Source organism: Dactylosporangium sp. CA-092794 (genome assembly GCF_050948465.1).
Classification (GTDB): Bacteria; Actinomycetota; Actinomycetes; order Mycobacteriales; family Micromonosporaceae; genus Dactylosporangium.
Window position 1 is genome coordinate 3388043 of record NZ_CP192044.1, and the last position, 14434, is coordinate 3402476.

Annotated in this window: 18 protein-coding genes; 7 read left to right on the forward strand and 11 right to left on the reverse strand. The window is 70.6% G+C overall.

All coding sequences use genetic code 11. The annotated features are described in order from the left end of the window. Positions 1 to 10: 10 nt before the first annotated feature. Positions 11 to 490 carry a MarR family winged helix-turn-helix transcriptional regulator gene (locus ACQPXD_RS14720; protein ID WP_432838673.1) on the reverse strand — a complete coding sequence of 160 codons (480 nt, stop codon included), beginning with the start codon at positions 488 to 490 and terminating at the stop codon, positions 11 to 13. A 123-nt stretch (positions 491 to 613) separates the two neighbouring features. Between ACQPXD_RS14720 and ACQPXD_RS14725 the strand changes: the two genes are divergently transcribed. The 6 genes from ACQPXD_RS14725 (at position 614) to ACQPXD_RS14750 (ending at position 3992) form a co-directional block, all read left to right on the forward strand. Beyond that, positions 614 to 1048, forward strand: coding sequence for a MarR family winged helix-turn-helix transcriptional regulator (locus tag ACQPXD_RS14725; protein ID WP_432838675.1), 435 nt, complete (start codon positions 614 to 616; stop codon positions 1046 to 1048). Then, positions 1045 to 1467 (forward strand): hypothetical protein, encoded by a 423-nt coding sequence (locus ACQPXD_RS14730; RefSeq protein WP_432838677.1) that lies wholly within the window; start codon positions 1045 to 1047, stop codon positions 1465 to 1467. The genes ACQPXD_RS14725 and ACQPXD_RS14730 overlap by 4 nt, the downstream gene beginning before the upstream one ends. Continuing rightward, positions 1464 to 1802, forward strand: coding sequence for a hypothetical protein (locus ACQPXD_RS14735; protein ID WP_432838679.1), 339 nt, complete (start codon positions 1464 to 1466; stop codon positions 1800 to 1802). The genes ACQPXD_RS14730 and ACQPXD_RS14735 overlap by 4 nt, the downstream gene beginning before the upstream one ends. A gap of 189 nt (positions 1803 to 1991) precedes the next feature. Then, the gene (locus tag ACQPXD_RS14740; protein ID WP_432838681.1) at positions 1992 to 2444 is read left to right on the forward strand and encodes a DUF2690 domain-containing protein; all 453 of its coding nucleotides are present in this window, start codon (positions 1992 to 1994) and stop codon (positions 2442 to 2444) included. A gap of 29 nt (positions 2445 to 2473) precedes the next feature. Continuing rightward, positions 2474 to 3319, forward strand: coding sequence for an RICIN domain-containing protein (locus ACQPXD_RS14745; RefSeq protein WP_432838683.1), 846 nt, complete (start codon positions 2474 to 2476; stop codon positions 3317 to 3319). A gap of 22 nt (positions 3320 to 3341) precedes the next feature. After that, positions 3342 to 3992, forward strand: coding sequence for a VOC family protein (locus tag ACQPXD_RS14750; protein WP_432838685.1), 651 nt, complete (start codon positions 3342 to 3344; stop codon positions 3990 to 3992). Positions 3993 to 4024: 32 nt separating this feature from the next. Here ACQPXD_RS14750 and ACQPXD_RS14755 read toward each other — a convergent pair whose 3' ends face one another. The 8 genes from ACQPXD_RS14755 to ACQPXD_RS14790 all read right to left on the reverse strand — a co-directional run bounded on the left by ACQPXD_RS14755 (position 4025) and on the right by ACQPXD_RS14790 (position 11289). After that, on the reverse strand, positions 4025 to 4921 hold the full coding sequence (locus ACQPXD_RS14755) for a GNAT family N-acetyltransferase (protein ID WP_432838687.1): 897 nt from the start codon (positions 4919 to 4921) through the stop codon (positions 4025 to 4027). A 107-nt stretch (positions 4922 to 5028) separates the two neighbouring features. Continuing rightward, positions 5029 to 6543 (reverse strand): BTAD domain-containing putative transcriptional regulator, encoded by a 1515-nt coding sequence (locus ACQPXD_RS14760; RefSeq protein WP_432838689.1) that lies wholly within the window; start codon positions 6541 to 6543, stop codon positions 5029 to 5031. 250 nt (positions 6544 to 6793) lie between these two features. Continuing rightward, complete coding sequence (locus tag ACQPXD_RS14765; protein WP_432838691.1) at positions 6794 to 7432, reverse strand: response regulator; 639 nt, start codon at positions 7430 to 7432, stop codon at positions 6794 to 6796. Next, a complete protein-coding gene (locus tag ACQPXD_RS14770) occupies positions 7420 to 8673 on the reverse strand; it encodes a sensor histidine kinase (protein ID WP_432838693.1) in 1254 nt (417 codons plus the stop codon). Before ACQPXD_RS14770 ends, ACQPXD_RS14765 begins: the two co-directional genes overlap by 13 nt. A 41-nt stretch (positions 8674 to 8714) precedes the next feature. Beyond that, positions 8715 to 9476, reverse strand: a complete 762-nt coding sequence (locus tag ACQPXD_RS14775) for a lysostaphin resistance A-like protein (protein WP_432838695.1) — start codon at positions 9474 to 9476, stop codon at positions 8715 to 8717. A gap of 235 nt (positions 9477 to 9711) precedes the next feature. Beyond that, a complete protein-coding gene (locus ACQPXD_RS14780) occupies positions 9712 to 10161 on the reverse strand; it encodes a MarR family winged helix-turn-helix transcriptional regulator (protein WP_432838697.1) in 450 nt (149 codons plus the stop codon). A 24-nt stretch (positions 10162 to 10185) separates the two neighbouring features. Then, complete coding sequence (locus ACQPXD_RS14785) at positions 10186 to 10431, reverse strand: VOC family protein (RefSeq protein ID WP_432838699.1); 246 nt, start codon at positions 10429 to 10431, stop codon at positions 10186 to 10188. A 228-nt stretch (positions 10432 to 10659) separates the two neighbouring features. Beyond that, entirely contained in the window at positions 10660 to 11289 is a 630-nt protein-coding gene (locus tag ACQPXD_RS14790; protein WP_432838701.1) for a TetR/AcrR family transcriptional regulator, read from the reverse strand. 70 nt (positions 11290 to 11359) lie between these two features. Here ACQPXD_RS14790 and ACQPXD_RS14795 point away from each other — a divergent pair, with 70 nt between their 5' ends. Further along, positions 11360 to 12493: a carbon-nitrogen hydrolase family protein gene (locus ACQPXD_RS14795; protein ID WP_432838703.1), complete on the forward strand. Its 1134-nt coding sequence runs from the start codon at positions 11360 to 11362 to the stop codon at positions 12491 to 12493. Positions 12494 to 12541: 48 nt separating this feature from the next. Here ACQPXD_RS14795 and ACQPXD_RS14800 read toward each other — a convergent pair whose 3' ends face one another. Both ACQPXD_RS14800 and fni read right to left on the reverse strand, forming a co-directional pair. After that, the gene (locus tag ACQPXD_RS14800; protein WP_432838705.1) at positions 12542 to 13213 is read right to left on the reverse strand and encodes a GntR family transcriptional regulator; all 672 of its coding nucleotides are present in this window, start codon (positions 13211 to 13213) and stop codon (positions 12542 to 12544) included. Positions 13214 to 13321: 108 nt separating this feature from the next. Beyond that, positions 13322 to 14404: a type 2 isopentenyl-diphosphate Delta-isomerase gene (gene fni / locus ACQPXD_RS14805; RefSeq protein WP_432838707.1), complete on the reverse strand. Its 1083-nt coding sequence runs from the start codon at positions 14402 to 14404 to the stop codon at positions 13322 to 13324. Positions 14405 to 14434 lie beyond the last annotated feature (30 nt).

Sequence of the window (14434 nt, forward strand, 5' to 3'; positions counted from 1 at the left end):
GCGGCACGGCTCACGGTTGTTCCGCCGCCGCGGCGAGGTTCGCCCGCATCCGCAGGAACATCGCGTCCAGGGCGATGATCTCGTCGCTGGTGAACCCGGCGAACAGCTGACCGGTGGCCTGCCCGAACACCGGTGGCAGAGCCGGCACCAACTCCCGGCCGGCTTCGGTGATCTCGATCAGGATGGCGCGCCGGTCCTCGGCATGCGGCCGGCGGTAGAGCAGGCCCTTGGCCTCCAAGCGATCCACCAGCCGGGTCATGCCGGCGGTGTCGGTCCCCAGCACCTTGGTCAGGTGGCTGGGACTGACCGGCTGATCGGAAGCGTGGATCAGCAGTGCGGCCTGTTGGGTGGTCAGGCCGAACCCGGCGAATCGGCGGTCGAGGACGGTGGAGTGATCGCGGCCGATCTGGCTGAGCAGCCTGGCGGCGTCCAGAGCGCGGGCCAGCTTTCCGCCGCGTCGACGGCCGGAACCCCTCGTCGGGTCTGTCATCGACCGATTCTACTGGCCCGACAGGAGCTGTTCGTACAGGTGCCGTGGCGACCGGCCGGTTGAACGGGGACGCAACGGAGCGTCCATGTAGCTAAACTGGGTTAACTAGTTTAGGTTAGCTCTGTGACTGATGACAGCGTCCTGGCCCGGGACCTGCGCCTCGCGGTCGGCCGGTTCGCCCGCCGCCTGCGACAGCTTTACGCCGAAGACGACGGGGAGCTCACGTTCCTCGAGCTTGCCGTTCTGCAACGTCTCAAGCGTGCGGGCCCGACCTCGCCGGGATCGCTGGCCAAGGAGGAGAACGTGACGTCGGCCGCCATTGCCGCCGTGCTGCGCACCCTGGACCAGAAGGGCCTGGTCACCCGGATGCGGGATCCGGCCGACGGGCGGCGCCTCGTCGTGACGATCAGCGCGGCCGGGGCCGTCGCCCTGTCCTCGCGTGAGGCCGCCAGCGTGGCCCGCGTCCACGACGCCCTCGTCGCCGCACTCGACGTCGACGAACTGCAGCACCTCGCCCGGGTAATCCCATTGATCGAGAAGGTGACCCCACTACTGTGAACCGGACCGGATGGACCGAACTCGACACCGACGTGGCGGAGTTCGTCGATGACTACGACACCAGGAATCGCATCGGCGGGGCGGAGGCGGTCTTCGCCGACTCGTTCCTCGCCCTCGACCCCGCACGGGCGGTGACCCTCACCCCGGCGATGCTCGCCCGGGTGCTGCCGGTGCGGCGCAAGATGTTCGACGACGCGGGCGTCGGCCGGCTGCGCCGCACCAGCGCCAGTCAGTTCCGGCTCGATGACCGGCACGTCCTGGTCGGCATCGGCTGGTCGGGCGACCGAGCCGGCAGCGGACCGGTCGAGCTGGACTCGACGTTCCTGCTGCGCCGCGAGGGTGATCGCTGGCAGATCGTCGTCTACCTCAACCACACCGACCTCTCCGCAACGCTCGCAACCGCCGAGGAGGCGTCATGACCACGTACGTCAGCGACGACGAGATGCGCGCCGGTATGGCGTCCACGAAGGCGTACACCGCGATCGTCCTGTACGCCGGGCCGAAGTACGGCACGCCCGAGGCGGCGCCGATCGTGTGGGAGCACGGCCGGCGGAACTTCGGTCTGCGGGCCGATGGCCTGCTCAACATCGTGTGCCCAGTAATGGACGACAGCGACGTGTGCGGCATCGGCGTCTACGATCTCCCGTTCGACGAGGCCGTCGAGCTCGCCGGGCGGGATCCTGGCGTCGTTGCCGGCGTGTTCACCTTCCGCGCCCACCCGGTGCGCAGTTTTCCCGGCGACAGCCTGCGGTGACCCGGGGCCGGTCGGGCACCGCCGGCGGTGGCTGTGCTGAGGACATTTTGGGGATCGGCCGGCACAGCATGAGCCAGACCGCCGGTCATGTCGTGTGCTGGCCGGCGGGAGCGCGATCCTTCGCGGTGCCTTTGGCCGACCTGGCTCGGAACGAGCCGACCCTTGGAGGAAACGTCGATGCGGTTCGTGATGCTCGCCGGCCTGACGGCGGCGATCTGTACCACCGCGGTGGCCACCCCGGCCTCTGCCGCGGTCACCAAATGCACCCGGACCTCCTGCCCGTACGTGGGCCAGAATCCGGAAACGACCGGTTGCTCGGCCGGTGCGTACGCCGTGGCCAACACACACGTGATCCAGCCGTCCGACCGTGTCTGGATCGGGGCGGTGAATCTCATGTACAGCCCCGGGTGCAACACCAACTGGACCGAGGCGGACAGCTACGCCCAGCCCGTTGACATCGTCGTGTGGAACACCGCGAACCAGCTGAAGTCCAAGGACAATCTGGCCAACTACGGCGGCTATGGGTTCACGCCGATGGTCAACGGCTCCTACGACGCCGGTGCATGTATCCAGAGCGACCGGTTCATCACCTGTGTCGGACAGCCGGCCGTCACCGCCCACCCGCCGTTCGGCAGCTTCTGATGGGCCGGCCGATGCGCGACGCTGCCCGCATGCTGCGGCGTGTCGCCGTGCTCACGGTTCTCGCCGTGGCGGCCGGCGTGCTGACGCCGGTCGCGGCGCACGCCGCTCCCGGCGCCGGAGTGATCCACACCATCCGCAACATCGGTGGCGAGTCGGCCCGCAGCAAGCAGCCGTATCCGCGCGTGGACGTGTGCCTCGACGCCGACACCAACACCATCGGTCGCAACGGCACCAAGGTCCAACTGTGGCGGTGCAACGACACGACCCAGCAGGATTGGTACTACCAGCCGGTGACCAGCAGCGACGGGGTCATCAAGAACACCCGGGCAGGCAGCGGCTACTGCCTGGACGCCAATGTGCACGAACTGGGCAGCAACGGTACGTCGATCACCCTGTGGTCCTGCAACGGTTCGGCCCAGCAGCGTTGGAGCGGTGTGGACACCCGGACCATCAGAAACGTCGCCGCCGGCGTCGGCTTCTGCCTCGATGCCGACGCCAACGCCATCGGCTCGGACGGCACCAAGATCACGCTCTGGGGCTGCAACAGCCGGGTGCAGCAGCAGTGGTACCTCTCCCTGCCCTACACCCGCACCTGCAAGAACTACGCCATCACCCGCGCCGGTCAATGGCAGTTCGTCGCGAACGCGGGTCAGGGCATCCACGTCGACATCGTCAACGCCAGCCTCGGCGCGGTGTCGGTGGCCGCGCAGGAACTGGGCACCACCATCTACAACGGTTCGCTCCTGCCCGAGCAACAGACAACGTTCCATTGGGCGAGTTGGGGCACCGAACCGTTCGGTCACGAGCTGGTGTTCTTCGTCAACGGGGTGAACATCGGCACGATCAACGTCACCGTCCGCTCGTACATCTGCTGACGGCTGGCTGCGGTGGTGGGGCGTGCATCGGCTGCACCACCACCGCAACGGCGCTCATCACACATCCACTCTTCCGTTCGCACAGGAGGAAACGCCCGATGAAAACACTGGAAAGCCTGGTCGGCGGCGGCCCGAGACCCGCCACCAGCATGTGTGGCATGCGGACGCCGCATACGGCCAGCGCCTGCACACTGGCCGGTACTTCGGCCCGGACATCTCAGACCGGCAATCGGTGACCGGCGTGATCGTGCGGGGAATCGACAATGTGCTGTTCGCGGTCGCCGACCTCGACGCCGCCATCGACTTCTACGCCATCGGGCTGGGCCTGCCGCTGGTCTTCCGGCTGGACGAGTCGGGGATCGCGCTCTTCCGGCTTGGCGACGAGCCGCCGGGCCTTCTCCTCCGGCGTAGCACCGTGGCCGTGACGGGCGAGGGTCGGCCACGCCTGTGGCTGGAGGTTGATGACGCCCGCGCCACCGCGAACGGTCTCGCCGTGCGAGGTATCCCTGCGTTGGCGGAACCGTTCCCGGTCGCCACCGGCTGGACTGTCGAGGTCGCGGACCCGTGGGGCAACGTCATCGGCTTCACCGACTACACCACCATGCCGGAGCGCGGCCGACCCAGGCCGGAACGCACCGCTGATCCTGTTGCCGATGTCCGCGGTAGTGGATGACCGGCTGTTCGTGACGGTTCACGGCGGCGAGCTCACAGATCCTTGATCGCGGACCGGATCCCGGCCAGGTACCGGTAGCCGAGCCATTCGTTGATGGCGAGCATCGGCTTGTTCGTCTCGTCGTTGGCTGTGAACGCGGTCGTGACGCCGAACTCGGCCGCGCGTCGCAGTGACGCGGACTTGAGCAGGCGCATGAGTCCGAGTCCGCGGTGGGCCGGCAACGTGCCGGAGCCGATGGACATGGCGCGTCCGGTGACCCGGTTGACGTCGAGCATGGTGAGGGCGGCAGGCGAACCGTCCACGGTGGCCACCATGCTCACCTCGGGATCGAGCACGTTCCAACGTCGGTCGAGCCACTCACTGTGGGCCATGCCGGCGTGCCTGATGTCGCCCGGCTCGTCTTGGCTGGCGGTGTTGTCCACCGCGTAGCACGCCGCTGGTCCGGCTTCGCCGGCCGTCAGCAGCACCACGTTGGCCGGCGCCGGCGACAGCGGTGGGAGGCTTCGTGGGTCGAGCGACAGGTAGCGCACCGTTGCGCCGAAGGTGAACCCCCGTCGCTCGGCCCAGTCCAGCGAAGGCGGCTCGAGCATCGCGTATCCCTGTGCGTGACGTGCTCCAACGCCCCGCAGATGCCCCTCCAGCCGCGCATGGATGGCCGAGCCGATGCCTCTCATGCGGAAGTCTGGCTGTACCGCGACACTCACTGAGCCCACACCGGGCTCCGCAGCATTGACCTCGAGCATGGCCACGCCGAATCCGACCACTCGTCCGCCCAACTCGGCGCATACTCGCAGGGCACGGGCGTGCGGAGGTTGAGCCCGAAGCAGCGTGCGTTGTGTCTCGAGGTCAGCGGTGTGCCACGGAAATACGGCCGAACGGATCCGGTCGACCTCTGGTAGATTATCGAGGGCGAACTCCCTGAGCCTCACACCTCGTGTCTAGCACGCCGTCCGCTTGTGTATGGATCCTGCGCCGGATTGCCGCAGCAGACGACGCGGCCGGCGAGCCGGCCGACGTCGTTGTCGGCTGCGAGTATCTACCAGGGAGCCGGATCGGTGCAGGAAGCGCTATTGTCCAGCGCACACCGGCCGATGTACGAGGCTAACGAGTCCTGCGGGCGGGGTCGTTGCGGCCCCGCCTCCCCGGCAGCGTGTGCGTTTGCCAGCTCGGCCAGCGCTGCGGCCGCTGCGGCGGACAGAGCCACCGCGGACCGGGCGCGCAGGGACCGGGCGGGTTGCCGGTCCAGCACGGCGGCCACGATCCGCAGCGGCAGTGGCAGGAATCCACACCGCGCGGCCAGTTCGGCAGCGGCCTGTGGTTCCCTGGCCACCCGGTCGTCGCCGAGCAGGCCGGCCAGCAGCGTCATCGCCTCGGCCGAGGTCAGCGCGCCCAGCCGGAGCCGTCGCACGCCGTGCGAGGCGACCAGACCGTCGAGCTGGTCCCGGCTAGTGAGCACGGTGACGCAGTCCGGGTTGCCTGGCAAGAGCGGACGCGTCTGCTCGGCGCCGGACACGTTGTCCAGAAGCACCAGCGCTCTGCGCTGGGCAAGGATTGAGCGGTACATCGCGGCGGCTTCCTCCAGGTCCGTCGGCACCTGTCTCGCCGCGACACCCAACGCGCGCAGGAAGCGAGCCAGCACTGCGACCGGGGCGACCGGCGGATCCGGCGCGTAGCCGTGGAGATCGGCGTACAGCTGGCCGTCGGGGAATGCGGCAGCGGCCCGGTGCGCCCAGAACACCGCGAGCGCGGTCTTGCCCGTGCCCGCCGCTCCGACGATCGCCACCGTGGCCGGTAGCCCACCGGCCGTCGCCGCCGTGCTCGAGTCGAGCACATCGAGCTCGGTCAGGCGTCCGGTGAAGCGACCGACGGCGGCTGGCAGCTGTCGTGGTATGGCGGGTGACGGCGGCGCTGGGATGGCGCCCGGGTCCTGCAGTGATGGGTCTGCGCGCAGGATGAGCTCGTGACGTTCGGCCAGCCGCGGGTCTGGGTCGATGCCCAGTTCCTCGTGCAGGTCGTGGCGCAGCTTGTGATACACGCTCAGCGCCCGGGCCTGTTGGCCGCCGCGGTACAGGGCGAGCATCAGGTGCCCGACGAGCTGCTCGCGCAGCGGGTTCGTGGCGACCAGCTCGGTGAGCGCGCCGAGGATCTCATTGTGGTGGCCCAGCCGCAACTGCGCATCGGCGTAGCGTTCCCACGCCACCAGCCGCTGCTCCTCGAGGTTGGCGATCACGGGGGCCAGCGCCAGGCTGGTCAGGCCGTCCAGCGCCCGCCCCCGCCACAGGCCCACTGCCGCCCGAAGCTCATCGGCTCCAGGGGAGAGCCGTCCGGCGGCGGTGAGCGCCGCGGCACGGCGCAAATGAGTGTGGAACACGTTGATGTCCAGTTGCTCATCCGGTACTACCAGCCGGTATCCGGTACCAGTGGTGTGCAGGACGGCCGGGTCGCCGGACCGGTTCAGCGCGGCCCGCACCAACGACACGCAGTTCCGGGCGGTCTTTACCGCACCTGCGGGTGGTTCACCGTCCCAGAGCACCTCCACCAGCCAGTTCACGGGGACGACCTCACCGGACCGCAGCAGCAACGCCGCCACGACCTTGGTCGGGCGGGTACCACCGAACTCCAGCGGATCGCCGGGATCGCCCACCAACAGCGGACCCAGCAGCCGGTACCGCATCATGTGTCCTTCCACTCGCTCTCGCCGGCTCACGTCGGGTGCCGCACCTGATCGGTCGCAGCGCCGGTACGACAAGGGATGCCAAGACCAGTGCCCGGTGCCGACCGGGCGCCGCTGAACGATGTGGTCAGCCGTCGAGATAGGCGAGCACGGCCCGGACGCGGCGATGGTCGTCCCCGGAGGGCGGCAGGTCGAGCTTGGTGAAGATGGCCTTGATGTGCTTCTCGACCGTTGCCTCGGTGACCACGATGGCCTGGGCGATCGCGGCGTTGGACCGGCCCTGGGCCATGAGGTGCAGCACCTGGCGCTCCCGGTCGCTCAGCGATGCCAGGGCCCGGCGGGTGCGGTCCCGGGCGAACATCTGGGTGACCGCCTCGGGGTCGAGCACAGTGCCGCCGGCGGCGACGGTGCTCAACGCGTCGACGAATTCCCGCGGCCGGGCGATGCGGTCCTTGAGCAGATAGCCGGTGGCGCCCCCGGCCGTGAGCAGGTCGCGTGCGTAGGCGGTCTCCACGTACTGGGACAGGATGAGCACCGGGGCGCCGACGGTCCGGCGCAGTGTCACGGCCGCGGCGAGTCCTTCGTCGGTGAAGGTCGGCGGTAGGCGGATGTCGACGACCGCCACGTCGGGCCGGTGCGTGTTCACTGCGGTGATGAGGTCTGGTCCGGTGTGGACGGTGGCCACGACGATATGCCGGTAGGCGGCCAGCAGCCGGGCCAGGCCGTCGGCGAGCAGCACGTGATCCTCGGCGATCACCACCCGCATGGCAGTACCGCCTCGACCATGGTGGGGCCGCCCGGGGGACTGTCGATGCGCAGTTGTCCGTCGAGCGCGGCCACCCGGTCGGCGAGACCGCTCAGCCCTCCGCCGCGCGGGCCGGCGCCGCCCACGCCGTTGTCGCGCACGCCGACCAGGCAGGCCCCGCCGTGCTGCCGGACGGTCACGTCGACCCGCGCGGCGCGGCTGTGCTTGACGGCGTTGGTCAGCGCTTCGCAGGCGACGAAGTATGCCGCCGCCTCCACCGTCTCCGGCGGGCGACGCGGCAGATCGACGTCGAGGGTGACCGGGATCGGGCTGTGCGCGGTCACCGCCTCCAGCGCTGGGCCCAGGCCGCGATCGCGCAGTACAGGCGGTCCGATGCCCCGGACCAGGTCGCGCAGCTCCGCCAACGCGGCGAGAACGCCGTCCCGGGCGTGTTCGACGAGCCAGCGGGCGCGTTGCGGATCGTCGTCGAAGCTTTCGTCGGCCAGGCCGAGGTCGGCCGAGGCCGCGACCAGGCGGGCCTGCGCGCCGTCGTGCAGGTCCCGCTCGATGCGGTGCAGTTCCCGCTGCCGATCCGCTACGGTCGCGGCACGGGTCACCGCCAAGGCGGCGACCCGTTGCCGTAGGCTGTCGTTGCGCGTCGCGCGCAGCAGCGCGGCACCGGTCCGGGCCACCCCGGCGGCGGCGGCGCGGGTCAGCCACCCGGCGGCCAGGACCAGCACGAGGCCCGCCGCAGCCCACGGCAGCGCCGTGGGCACGCTGTCGACGACGCCGTGCGCGACACCGCCCGAGTCGTACACCTTGGCCCGTCCGTCCGGCAGATACCGGTACCAGATCGGGATGGTGACCAGGGAGGTCCCGGTCAGCCACACCGCGGTGGCGAGCACCGTCGCGGCGAGGTTGAGCGGGAACGCCACCAGCAGCCACGCCAGCTCCCGCCACAGCGCCGGATCGCGCAGCGCTATGGAAGCCCGGTCGCGGCCACCGAGATCAGCTGCGGGTCGCAACGGTGGCCGGGGCCGCTCGGCCAGCACGAGACCGCACCGCCACCGCTCGATGGCGGCCATCGCCCGCAGCAGGGCGGCCAGCGGAGGGACCACCCGCAGCCCGACGACGCTCGCTGCGAGCAGTGCGCCCGCTGTGACCGCCGCCAATGCTGCGGTCAGGCCCAGCGCGGTCGACGCGACACCTAGCAGCAAGTAGCCCAGCGCCCGCCAGGCCGGTCGGCCGAGACCAGTCGTCATGTCGACCTACGCTCCTTCCGTCCACCGTGGGGACATATCGGTCAGGCGAGGACACCGATCAGGCTGACTACGATGCCGAAGCTGTTGGCCAGCACATGCATCACCACACCCAGCCGCAGGCACCGCAGCCGGACCACGAGGCTGGTGAGGATGAGCTGCAGCACGAAGATCAGCGGCCAGTTGTAGGGCTGCCAGTAATGCTGGACCGCGAACAACGCGGCCGAGACCGGTACGCCGCCCCAGCCCGCCAGCGGCAGGCGGGGCAGCAGGAACCCGCGGAAGTACAGCTCCTCGACGGCCGGGTTGACCAGCCCGTCCACCACCAGCGAGACCAGCAGCGTGGCCACGAGTACGGGCCGGGCCACACCGGCAGCGTCGTCGACGCCAGGCAACATCCAGCCGGGCAACACGCCCGACATCGGCCGGGCGGCGGCGGCACCGACCGGCGCCCAGACCACGGCGATGAGCAGGGCGACAGCGAACAGCACCGGCACCGACCACCACCAACGGCCGATCGGCCGCCGATACGCCAGCACCGCCGGGAACGCGCGCACCGACCACCGTCCCGTCACGGCATGCGCGGCGCGCAGCAGCAGCCCGAGCTCCAGCGGCGTGAGCACCACCGCGAAGGCGACAGGCAACGCAAACCCGGCGGGAAGACCGAGCCGGACCGTCAACGGTGCGAACGCCAAGGCCGCCGCGAAGGCCACGGCCGCCGGCAGCAGATGCAGCGCGACGGCACGCCCCCACCCCATCCGCCGCCAAGCCGGTGTCACCTCGACGCCCGACCGGGCTACATTCATCGATGTCATAGCATTCGACGCTACGCGGGCGACGGCTCTGCCCGATTCCCTGCGCTCCCGAGTCTTCCGGTTCGGGCTATCCCTACCCATCCAGGCGCCTCCGAGCGCGGGCCGGACCTCCCACCGCTCCAGCGACGTGGCATAAAGGTCCAGACGGTAACAGCTGCGACAGTATGTGTTGTGTCAGAGAATGTGTGTGCGTGGGGGAGTGGCCGCGGCTCACCGCGGTCTGAAGTCAGTCTCGCCGCGGGGCGTCGTCGGGGTCGGGCAGCAGGGCATGCACGTTGCCCAGCATCGTGGCCAGCGCCGCCGCGGTCGCCTTCGCGTCGACCCCACGGACCAGTTGCTTGCCCACGGCCTCGAAGATGGGCGGCAGCTTCGGAACCAATGCAACGCCCTCGGGTGTCAGCTCGACTACGATCGCCCGCCGATCGCCGGGGACCGCTGCGCGCCGAACCAGGTCCTTGGCCTCGAGCCGGTCCACCAGCCGACTCACCGACGCGGTGTCGATGCCGAGCAGGTCCGCCAGACCTTTCGGGCCGGACTGGCCGGTGAAGACGTGGATGAGCAAGCCGGCCTGCTGCGAGGTCAGGCCCAACTCGGCGAAGTGCTGGTCCAGCACCGTACGCAGATCCCGGGCCAGCCTGACGATCAGACTCGACGCCCGCACCGCCGGACCAGGCATACCCGCCCCTTGTTTGTCGCGACATCATTTGTCTAGGCTGCTATCCAGATCGTAGGCGGCGCGGGGGTCCGGCGCCATCCCCTGTGTGGGGCAGGAAGGGTGGACGCAGAACTCGTTGCTCTCGGGGTCAGTCAGCACCAGCCAGCGCCCCTCGCGCACCACGCGCGCGCCGGCCGACAGGAGCTGCTGCACTGCGGACGGGTCGAGCGTGAGATCAAGGTGGACGCGGCCGGCGGGCGCGGGCAGCCGCGCAGCGGGCGTGATCCACACGTCCGGCCGCCCGCCGGTGCCGACCAGCCGGACCGATTCGGTGGGGCTCGGGGGAGTGCCGGTCGATGCTGGGCCGGTCGGCGTCGGCGATGGACAGCCCGGTGGCCAGGCTCCAGAACTCAGCCATCCGGTACGGGTCGCGGCAGTGAATGAGGACTGCGCTGATCATGACGGCAACCTGCCGGGCATTCGGGCTCCGATCGGGGCGCTGGGGCGGCGGTGGACGGGTCAGGCGTCGTAGCCGATGCCGTCGGCCGTGCTGCTGTGAATGCCGCGCATCACGTTCTCGATCAGTGCGTCAGCGAACGCCGTGTCGAGCGGGGCATGCCCGGCCAGCAGCCGGAAGTACACCGGGCCGACGAGCGAGTCGATGGTGGTTTCGACATCCAGGTCCGGGCGTAGTTCTCCTCGGACGCTGCCCCGGCGCAGTGCCTCCCGGGCGTCGGCGCGGCGTCCGGCCAGCAGATCGGTCCGGATCGTCTCAGCGGTGCGGGGGTCGAGCTGGGCGTCGGCGATCAGGGCCGCCAACAGGCCTCCATCGCGGGGGTCGGCCATGGTGCGGACCAGCCCGGCGAGGAGCTGGTGCAGGTCGCCGCGAACCGAGCCGGTGTCGGGGAACGTCAGCTGAGCGCCGGCCCGGTCGAGCAGGACACTGATCGCCAGCGCGGCCTTGGTGGGCCAGTGCCGATAGATGGTGGCCTTGCTGACCCGGGCGGCTGCGGCAACGTCATCGAGCGTGAGAGCCCGGTAGCCGACCTGCTCGAGCAGTCCGGCGGCGGCGGTCCGAATCGCGACCCGCGCGGCCTCGCCCCGCTTGCGTGGTGCGGCGGACCGGGTCGGCATCCCAGGTTCTGGCATGACCACAGTCTAGCCTCAAGTACGGTAACATGAGTACCGTACTTAGAGTACTAAAATTGAGGAGGCGGAGATGACCCTTGACGTCCGGCCGCGGCAGCACAGTGCGAAGACGGTGATGGGCGGCTTGCAGAGCGTGCGGGTGGCGGTGGTCCAGCGCTCACACCCGTACCTGGACCGGCACGGCTGCGTCGACGCCGCCTGCGTGGCGATCGCCGAAGCCGGCCGCAATGGTGCCAAGCTGGTCGTGTTCCCGGAGAGCTGGCTGGCGGGCTACCCCTACTGGACCGACGGGTGGAACACCGACCGGGCCCGCTGGATCGAAGGGCGGGTCCGCTTCTACGACGCTGCGGTGCTGGCGCCCAGTGAGGACACCGAACGGCTCGCCGCGGCGGCCCGTGCCGCCGGCACCGTGGTGGTGATGGGCTGCAACGAACTGGACCCACGACCCGAGTCGGACACCATCTACGGCAGCCTGCTGGTGTTCGACGCGGACGGCACCCTGGTCGGGCGGCACCGCAAGCTCGTTCCGACCGGCCAGGAACGCACCTTCTGGGGTACCGGGGACGGCAACGACCTGGCCGTGTTCGACACTGCAGTGGGGCGCGTCGGCGGCCTGATCTGCGGCGAGCACTCGATGACCCTGGTCCGCGCGGCGCTGATCGCGCAGCGGGAGGATTTCCACGTCTCGGTGTTCCATGGCTCGTTCTCGCTGCAGAAGGGGCCGACGCTGGTGGAGAACGACACCCAGGACACGTTCATCGGCTGGCCACTGTGCCGCGCGCATGCGATCGAGTCCGGCGCGTTCACGCTGATGGCCTGCACCTACTTCGACCCGGCGGACTTCCCAGAAGACTTCCCGTATCGCCGGGACGAGCTCAACCTGCACCACTCCAACGGCGGCAGCGCGGTGCTCAGCCCGCTCGGGGCTCCGCTGGCCGGTCCGGTGTTCGACGCGGCCACGATCGTGTACGCCGACTGTCCATCGTGGATCCGCAAGGCCCGGGCCGCGCTGCTGGACACGTTCGGCCACTATGGACGCCCGGACCTGCTGCGGCTACTGCGGGCCACCCCCGACGGCTGGTCCGCCCTGGGCGGCGCCGGCCTGCCCGCCCGGCAGGTCTCCGACGCTGTGCGCCGGGCTGCGGAGCGCCACGAGGTCGACGAGCGGCTGGTCCTCGAGGCGTTGGATGCGACACAGCGCTGAGGGTCTACGACGGTGGCCGGCGGCCGGTCCCGCTGGCCACCGGCTCGCCTACCCCGCCGAGGAGTGCTGGCGGATCGCCGCCGCGGTGGTCTCCAGGTGGTGGTGGACGGCACTGACCGCGGTGGCGATGTCCCCGCCGCTGATCGCGTCCACGATCGCGGTGTGTTCGTCGATGATTGACGAGGTGCGGTCGTGAACCCGCAGCGCCGCGGAGCCCATGAGCCACATGGCGCCTCGAAGGGTGGCCAGCATCCGATGGGTCCGCCCCATCCCGAGCAGCATCGGCATGGACAGGTGGAACCGCTCGTCGAGCTCCAGGAAGCCGCTCGGGTCGGACGCCAGGCCGCGTTGCTGCTGGATGATCACCCGCAGCTGCATGACGTCGTCGGCCGAGGCGCGCCGGGCCAGCCGCTCGACCACCAGCGACTCGAGCGCGGCGCGCAGCTCGAACACCTCGTCCTGCTCGGCGGCCGACAGCACCCGCAGCTGGAAGCCCTTCTGCGGGATGATGTCGATGATCCCCTCCCGCTCGAGCTCGATCAGCGCCTCGCGGACCGGGGTGCGGGAGATGCCCATCGACGCGCCGAGCGCGTTCTCGGAGTACCGGCTGCCCTGCTGGAGCTGCCCCTCGCGGATCGCCCGGCGCAGTGCCGCGTAGGCGCGCTGGGCCAGCGTCTCCGGGCGGCCCAGCTCGGGCAGGGCGAACCTCTCGACAGTCACCAGCTGGCTCCCTCGCGTCGGGTCAGGACGGTCGGTGCGTCCTGGCGCATCGTGTCACACCACCGTCGGCCCGCTGGTCGGCGGCCCGGCCGGGCGGCTGCGGACGGGTCAACTACGCTGCCGGCTCCATCGGGCGCTCAGCCCGTCCAGTACCACCGGCTGTGCCCGCAGGTCGGCGATGCTGGCGGCACCGCTGAGCGTCATCGCGCACCGCAACTCGTCGAGGAACTGCTCGACGGCGTCAGCCAGGGCGGCCTCACCGCCGACGGCGGCGGCCAGCAGCGGCCGGCCGATCGCGACCAGGTCGGCGCCGAGCGCGAGGGCCTTGGCGGCGTCGATCCCGGTGCGGACGCCGCCCGAGGCGATGACGGGCACGCCCTGGCCGCGGGCCTCCAGCACGCTGATCGGCGTCGGCAGGCCCCAGTCGGCGAAGGCCAGGCCGAGCCGGTGCCGGCGGACGTCGCCGGCCCGCTGCGCGCGCTCGGCCTCGATGCGGGCGAAGCTCGTGCCGCCCCGCCCACCCACGTCCACGGCGGCCACACCGACCTCGATCATGCGGCGCACGCTGCACCGGTCCATCCCGGCGCCGGTCTCCTTGGCGACGATGGGCACCGGCGAGTCGGCCACCGCGGCGGCGAGCGCCTCCAGCCACCGGCCGGACAGGGCGTCGCCTTCCGGCTGTACCAGTTCCTCCAGGGCGTTGAGATGCACGGCGAGCGCGTCCGCCCGCACCATCTCCACCGCCCGTGCGACGTCCCCGGCGGCGCGGCCGCGGTCGCCGCCGAGCAGTTGGGAGACGCCGAGGTTCGCCAGCACCAGCGGCGGGTCGGCGACCTGCCGGACCACGGCGAACGTCGGCGCGAGCGACGCGTCGCGCAGCGCCACCCGCTGGCTGCCGACGCCGAGCGCCAGGCCGTAGCGCTCCGCGGCGCGCGCCAGCCGGGCGTTGATCAGGTGGCCGTCCGGATGGCCACCGGTCATGCCGGCCACGCACAGCGGCGCGGCCAGGCTGCGGCCGAGCAGTGTGGTGTGGATGGCGATCTGGTCGGGAGGGCCGGCGGGCAGGCAGGACGGCACCAGATGTACCTCCCGCCACGCGGCCGGCGCCCGGTCCTGCGATGCCTCGGCCAGGCCGAGCGCGACGTGCTCGGCCTTCCGGCGAGCGAGCTCCGCGCTGCTTGCGTCTGACATACTTGTATACTAGCATACAAGAAGTGAGGG

Bases quoted from the DNA above. Each gene is read 5' to 3' on its own strand.
- ACQPXD_RS14770 (WP_432838693.1), bottom strand. From the start codon at position 8,673: ATGACGACTGGTCTCGGCCGACCGGCCTGGCGGGCGCTGGGCTACTTG.
- ACQPXD_RS14775 (WP_432838695.1), bottom strand. From the start codon at position 9,476: ATGAATGTAGCCCGGTCGGGCGTCGAGGTGACACCGGCTTGGCGGCGG.
- ACQPXD_RS14795 (WP_432838703.1), top strand. From the start codon at position 11,360: ATGACCCTTGACGTCCGGCCGCGGCAGCACAGTGCGAAGACGGTGATG.
- ACQPXD_RS14745 (WP_432838683.1), top strand. From the start codon at position 2,474: ATGCTGCGGCGTGTCGCCGTGCTCACGGTTCTCGCCGTGGCGGCCGGC.
- ACQPXD_RS14790 (WP_432838701.1), bottom strand. From the start codon at position 11,289: ATGCCAGAACCTGGGATGCCGACCCGGTCCGCCGCACCACGCAAGCGG.
- ACQPXD_RS14720 (WP_432838673.1), bottom strand. From the start codon at position 490: ATGACAGACCCGACGAGGGGTTCCGGCCGTCGACGCGGCGGAAAGCTG.
- fni (WP_432838707.1), bottom strand. From the start codon at position 14,404: ATGTCAGACGCAAGCAGCGCGGAGCTCGCTCGCCGGAAGGCCGAGCAC.
- ACQPXD_RS14765 (WP_432838691.1), bottom strand. From the start codon at position 7,432: ATGCGGGTGGTGATCGCCGAGGATCACGTGCTGCTCGCCGACGGCCTG.
- ACQPXD_RS14735 (WP_432838679.1), top strand. From the start codon at position 1,464: ATGACCACGTACGTCAGCGACGACGAGATGCGCGCCGGTATGGCGTCC.
- ACQPXD_RS14780 (WP_432838697.1), bottom strand. From the start codon at position 10,161: ATGCCTGGTCCGGCGGTGCGGGCGTCGAGTCTGATCGTCAGGCTGGCC.
- ACQPXD_RS14740 (WP_432838681.1), top strand. From the start codon at position 1,992: ATGCTCGCCGGCCTGACGGCGGCGATCTGTACCACCGCGGTGGCCACC.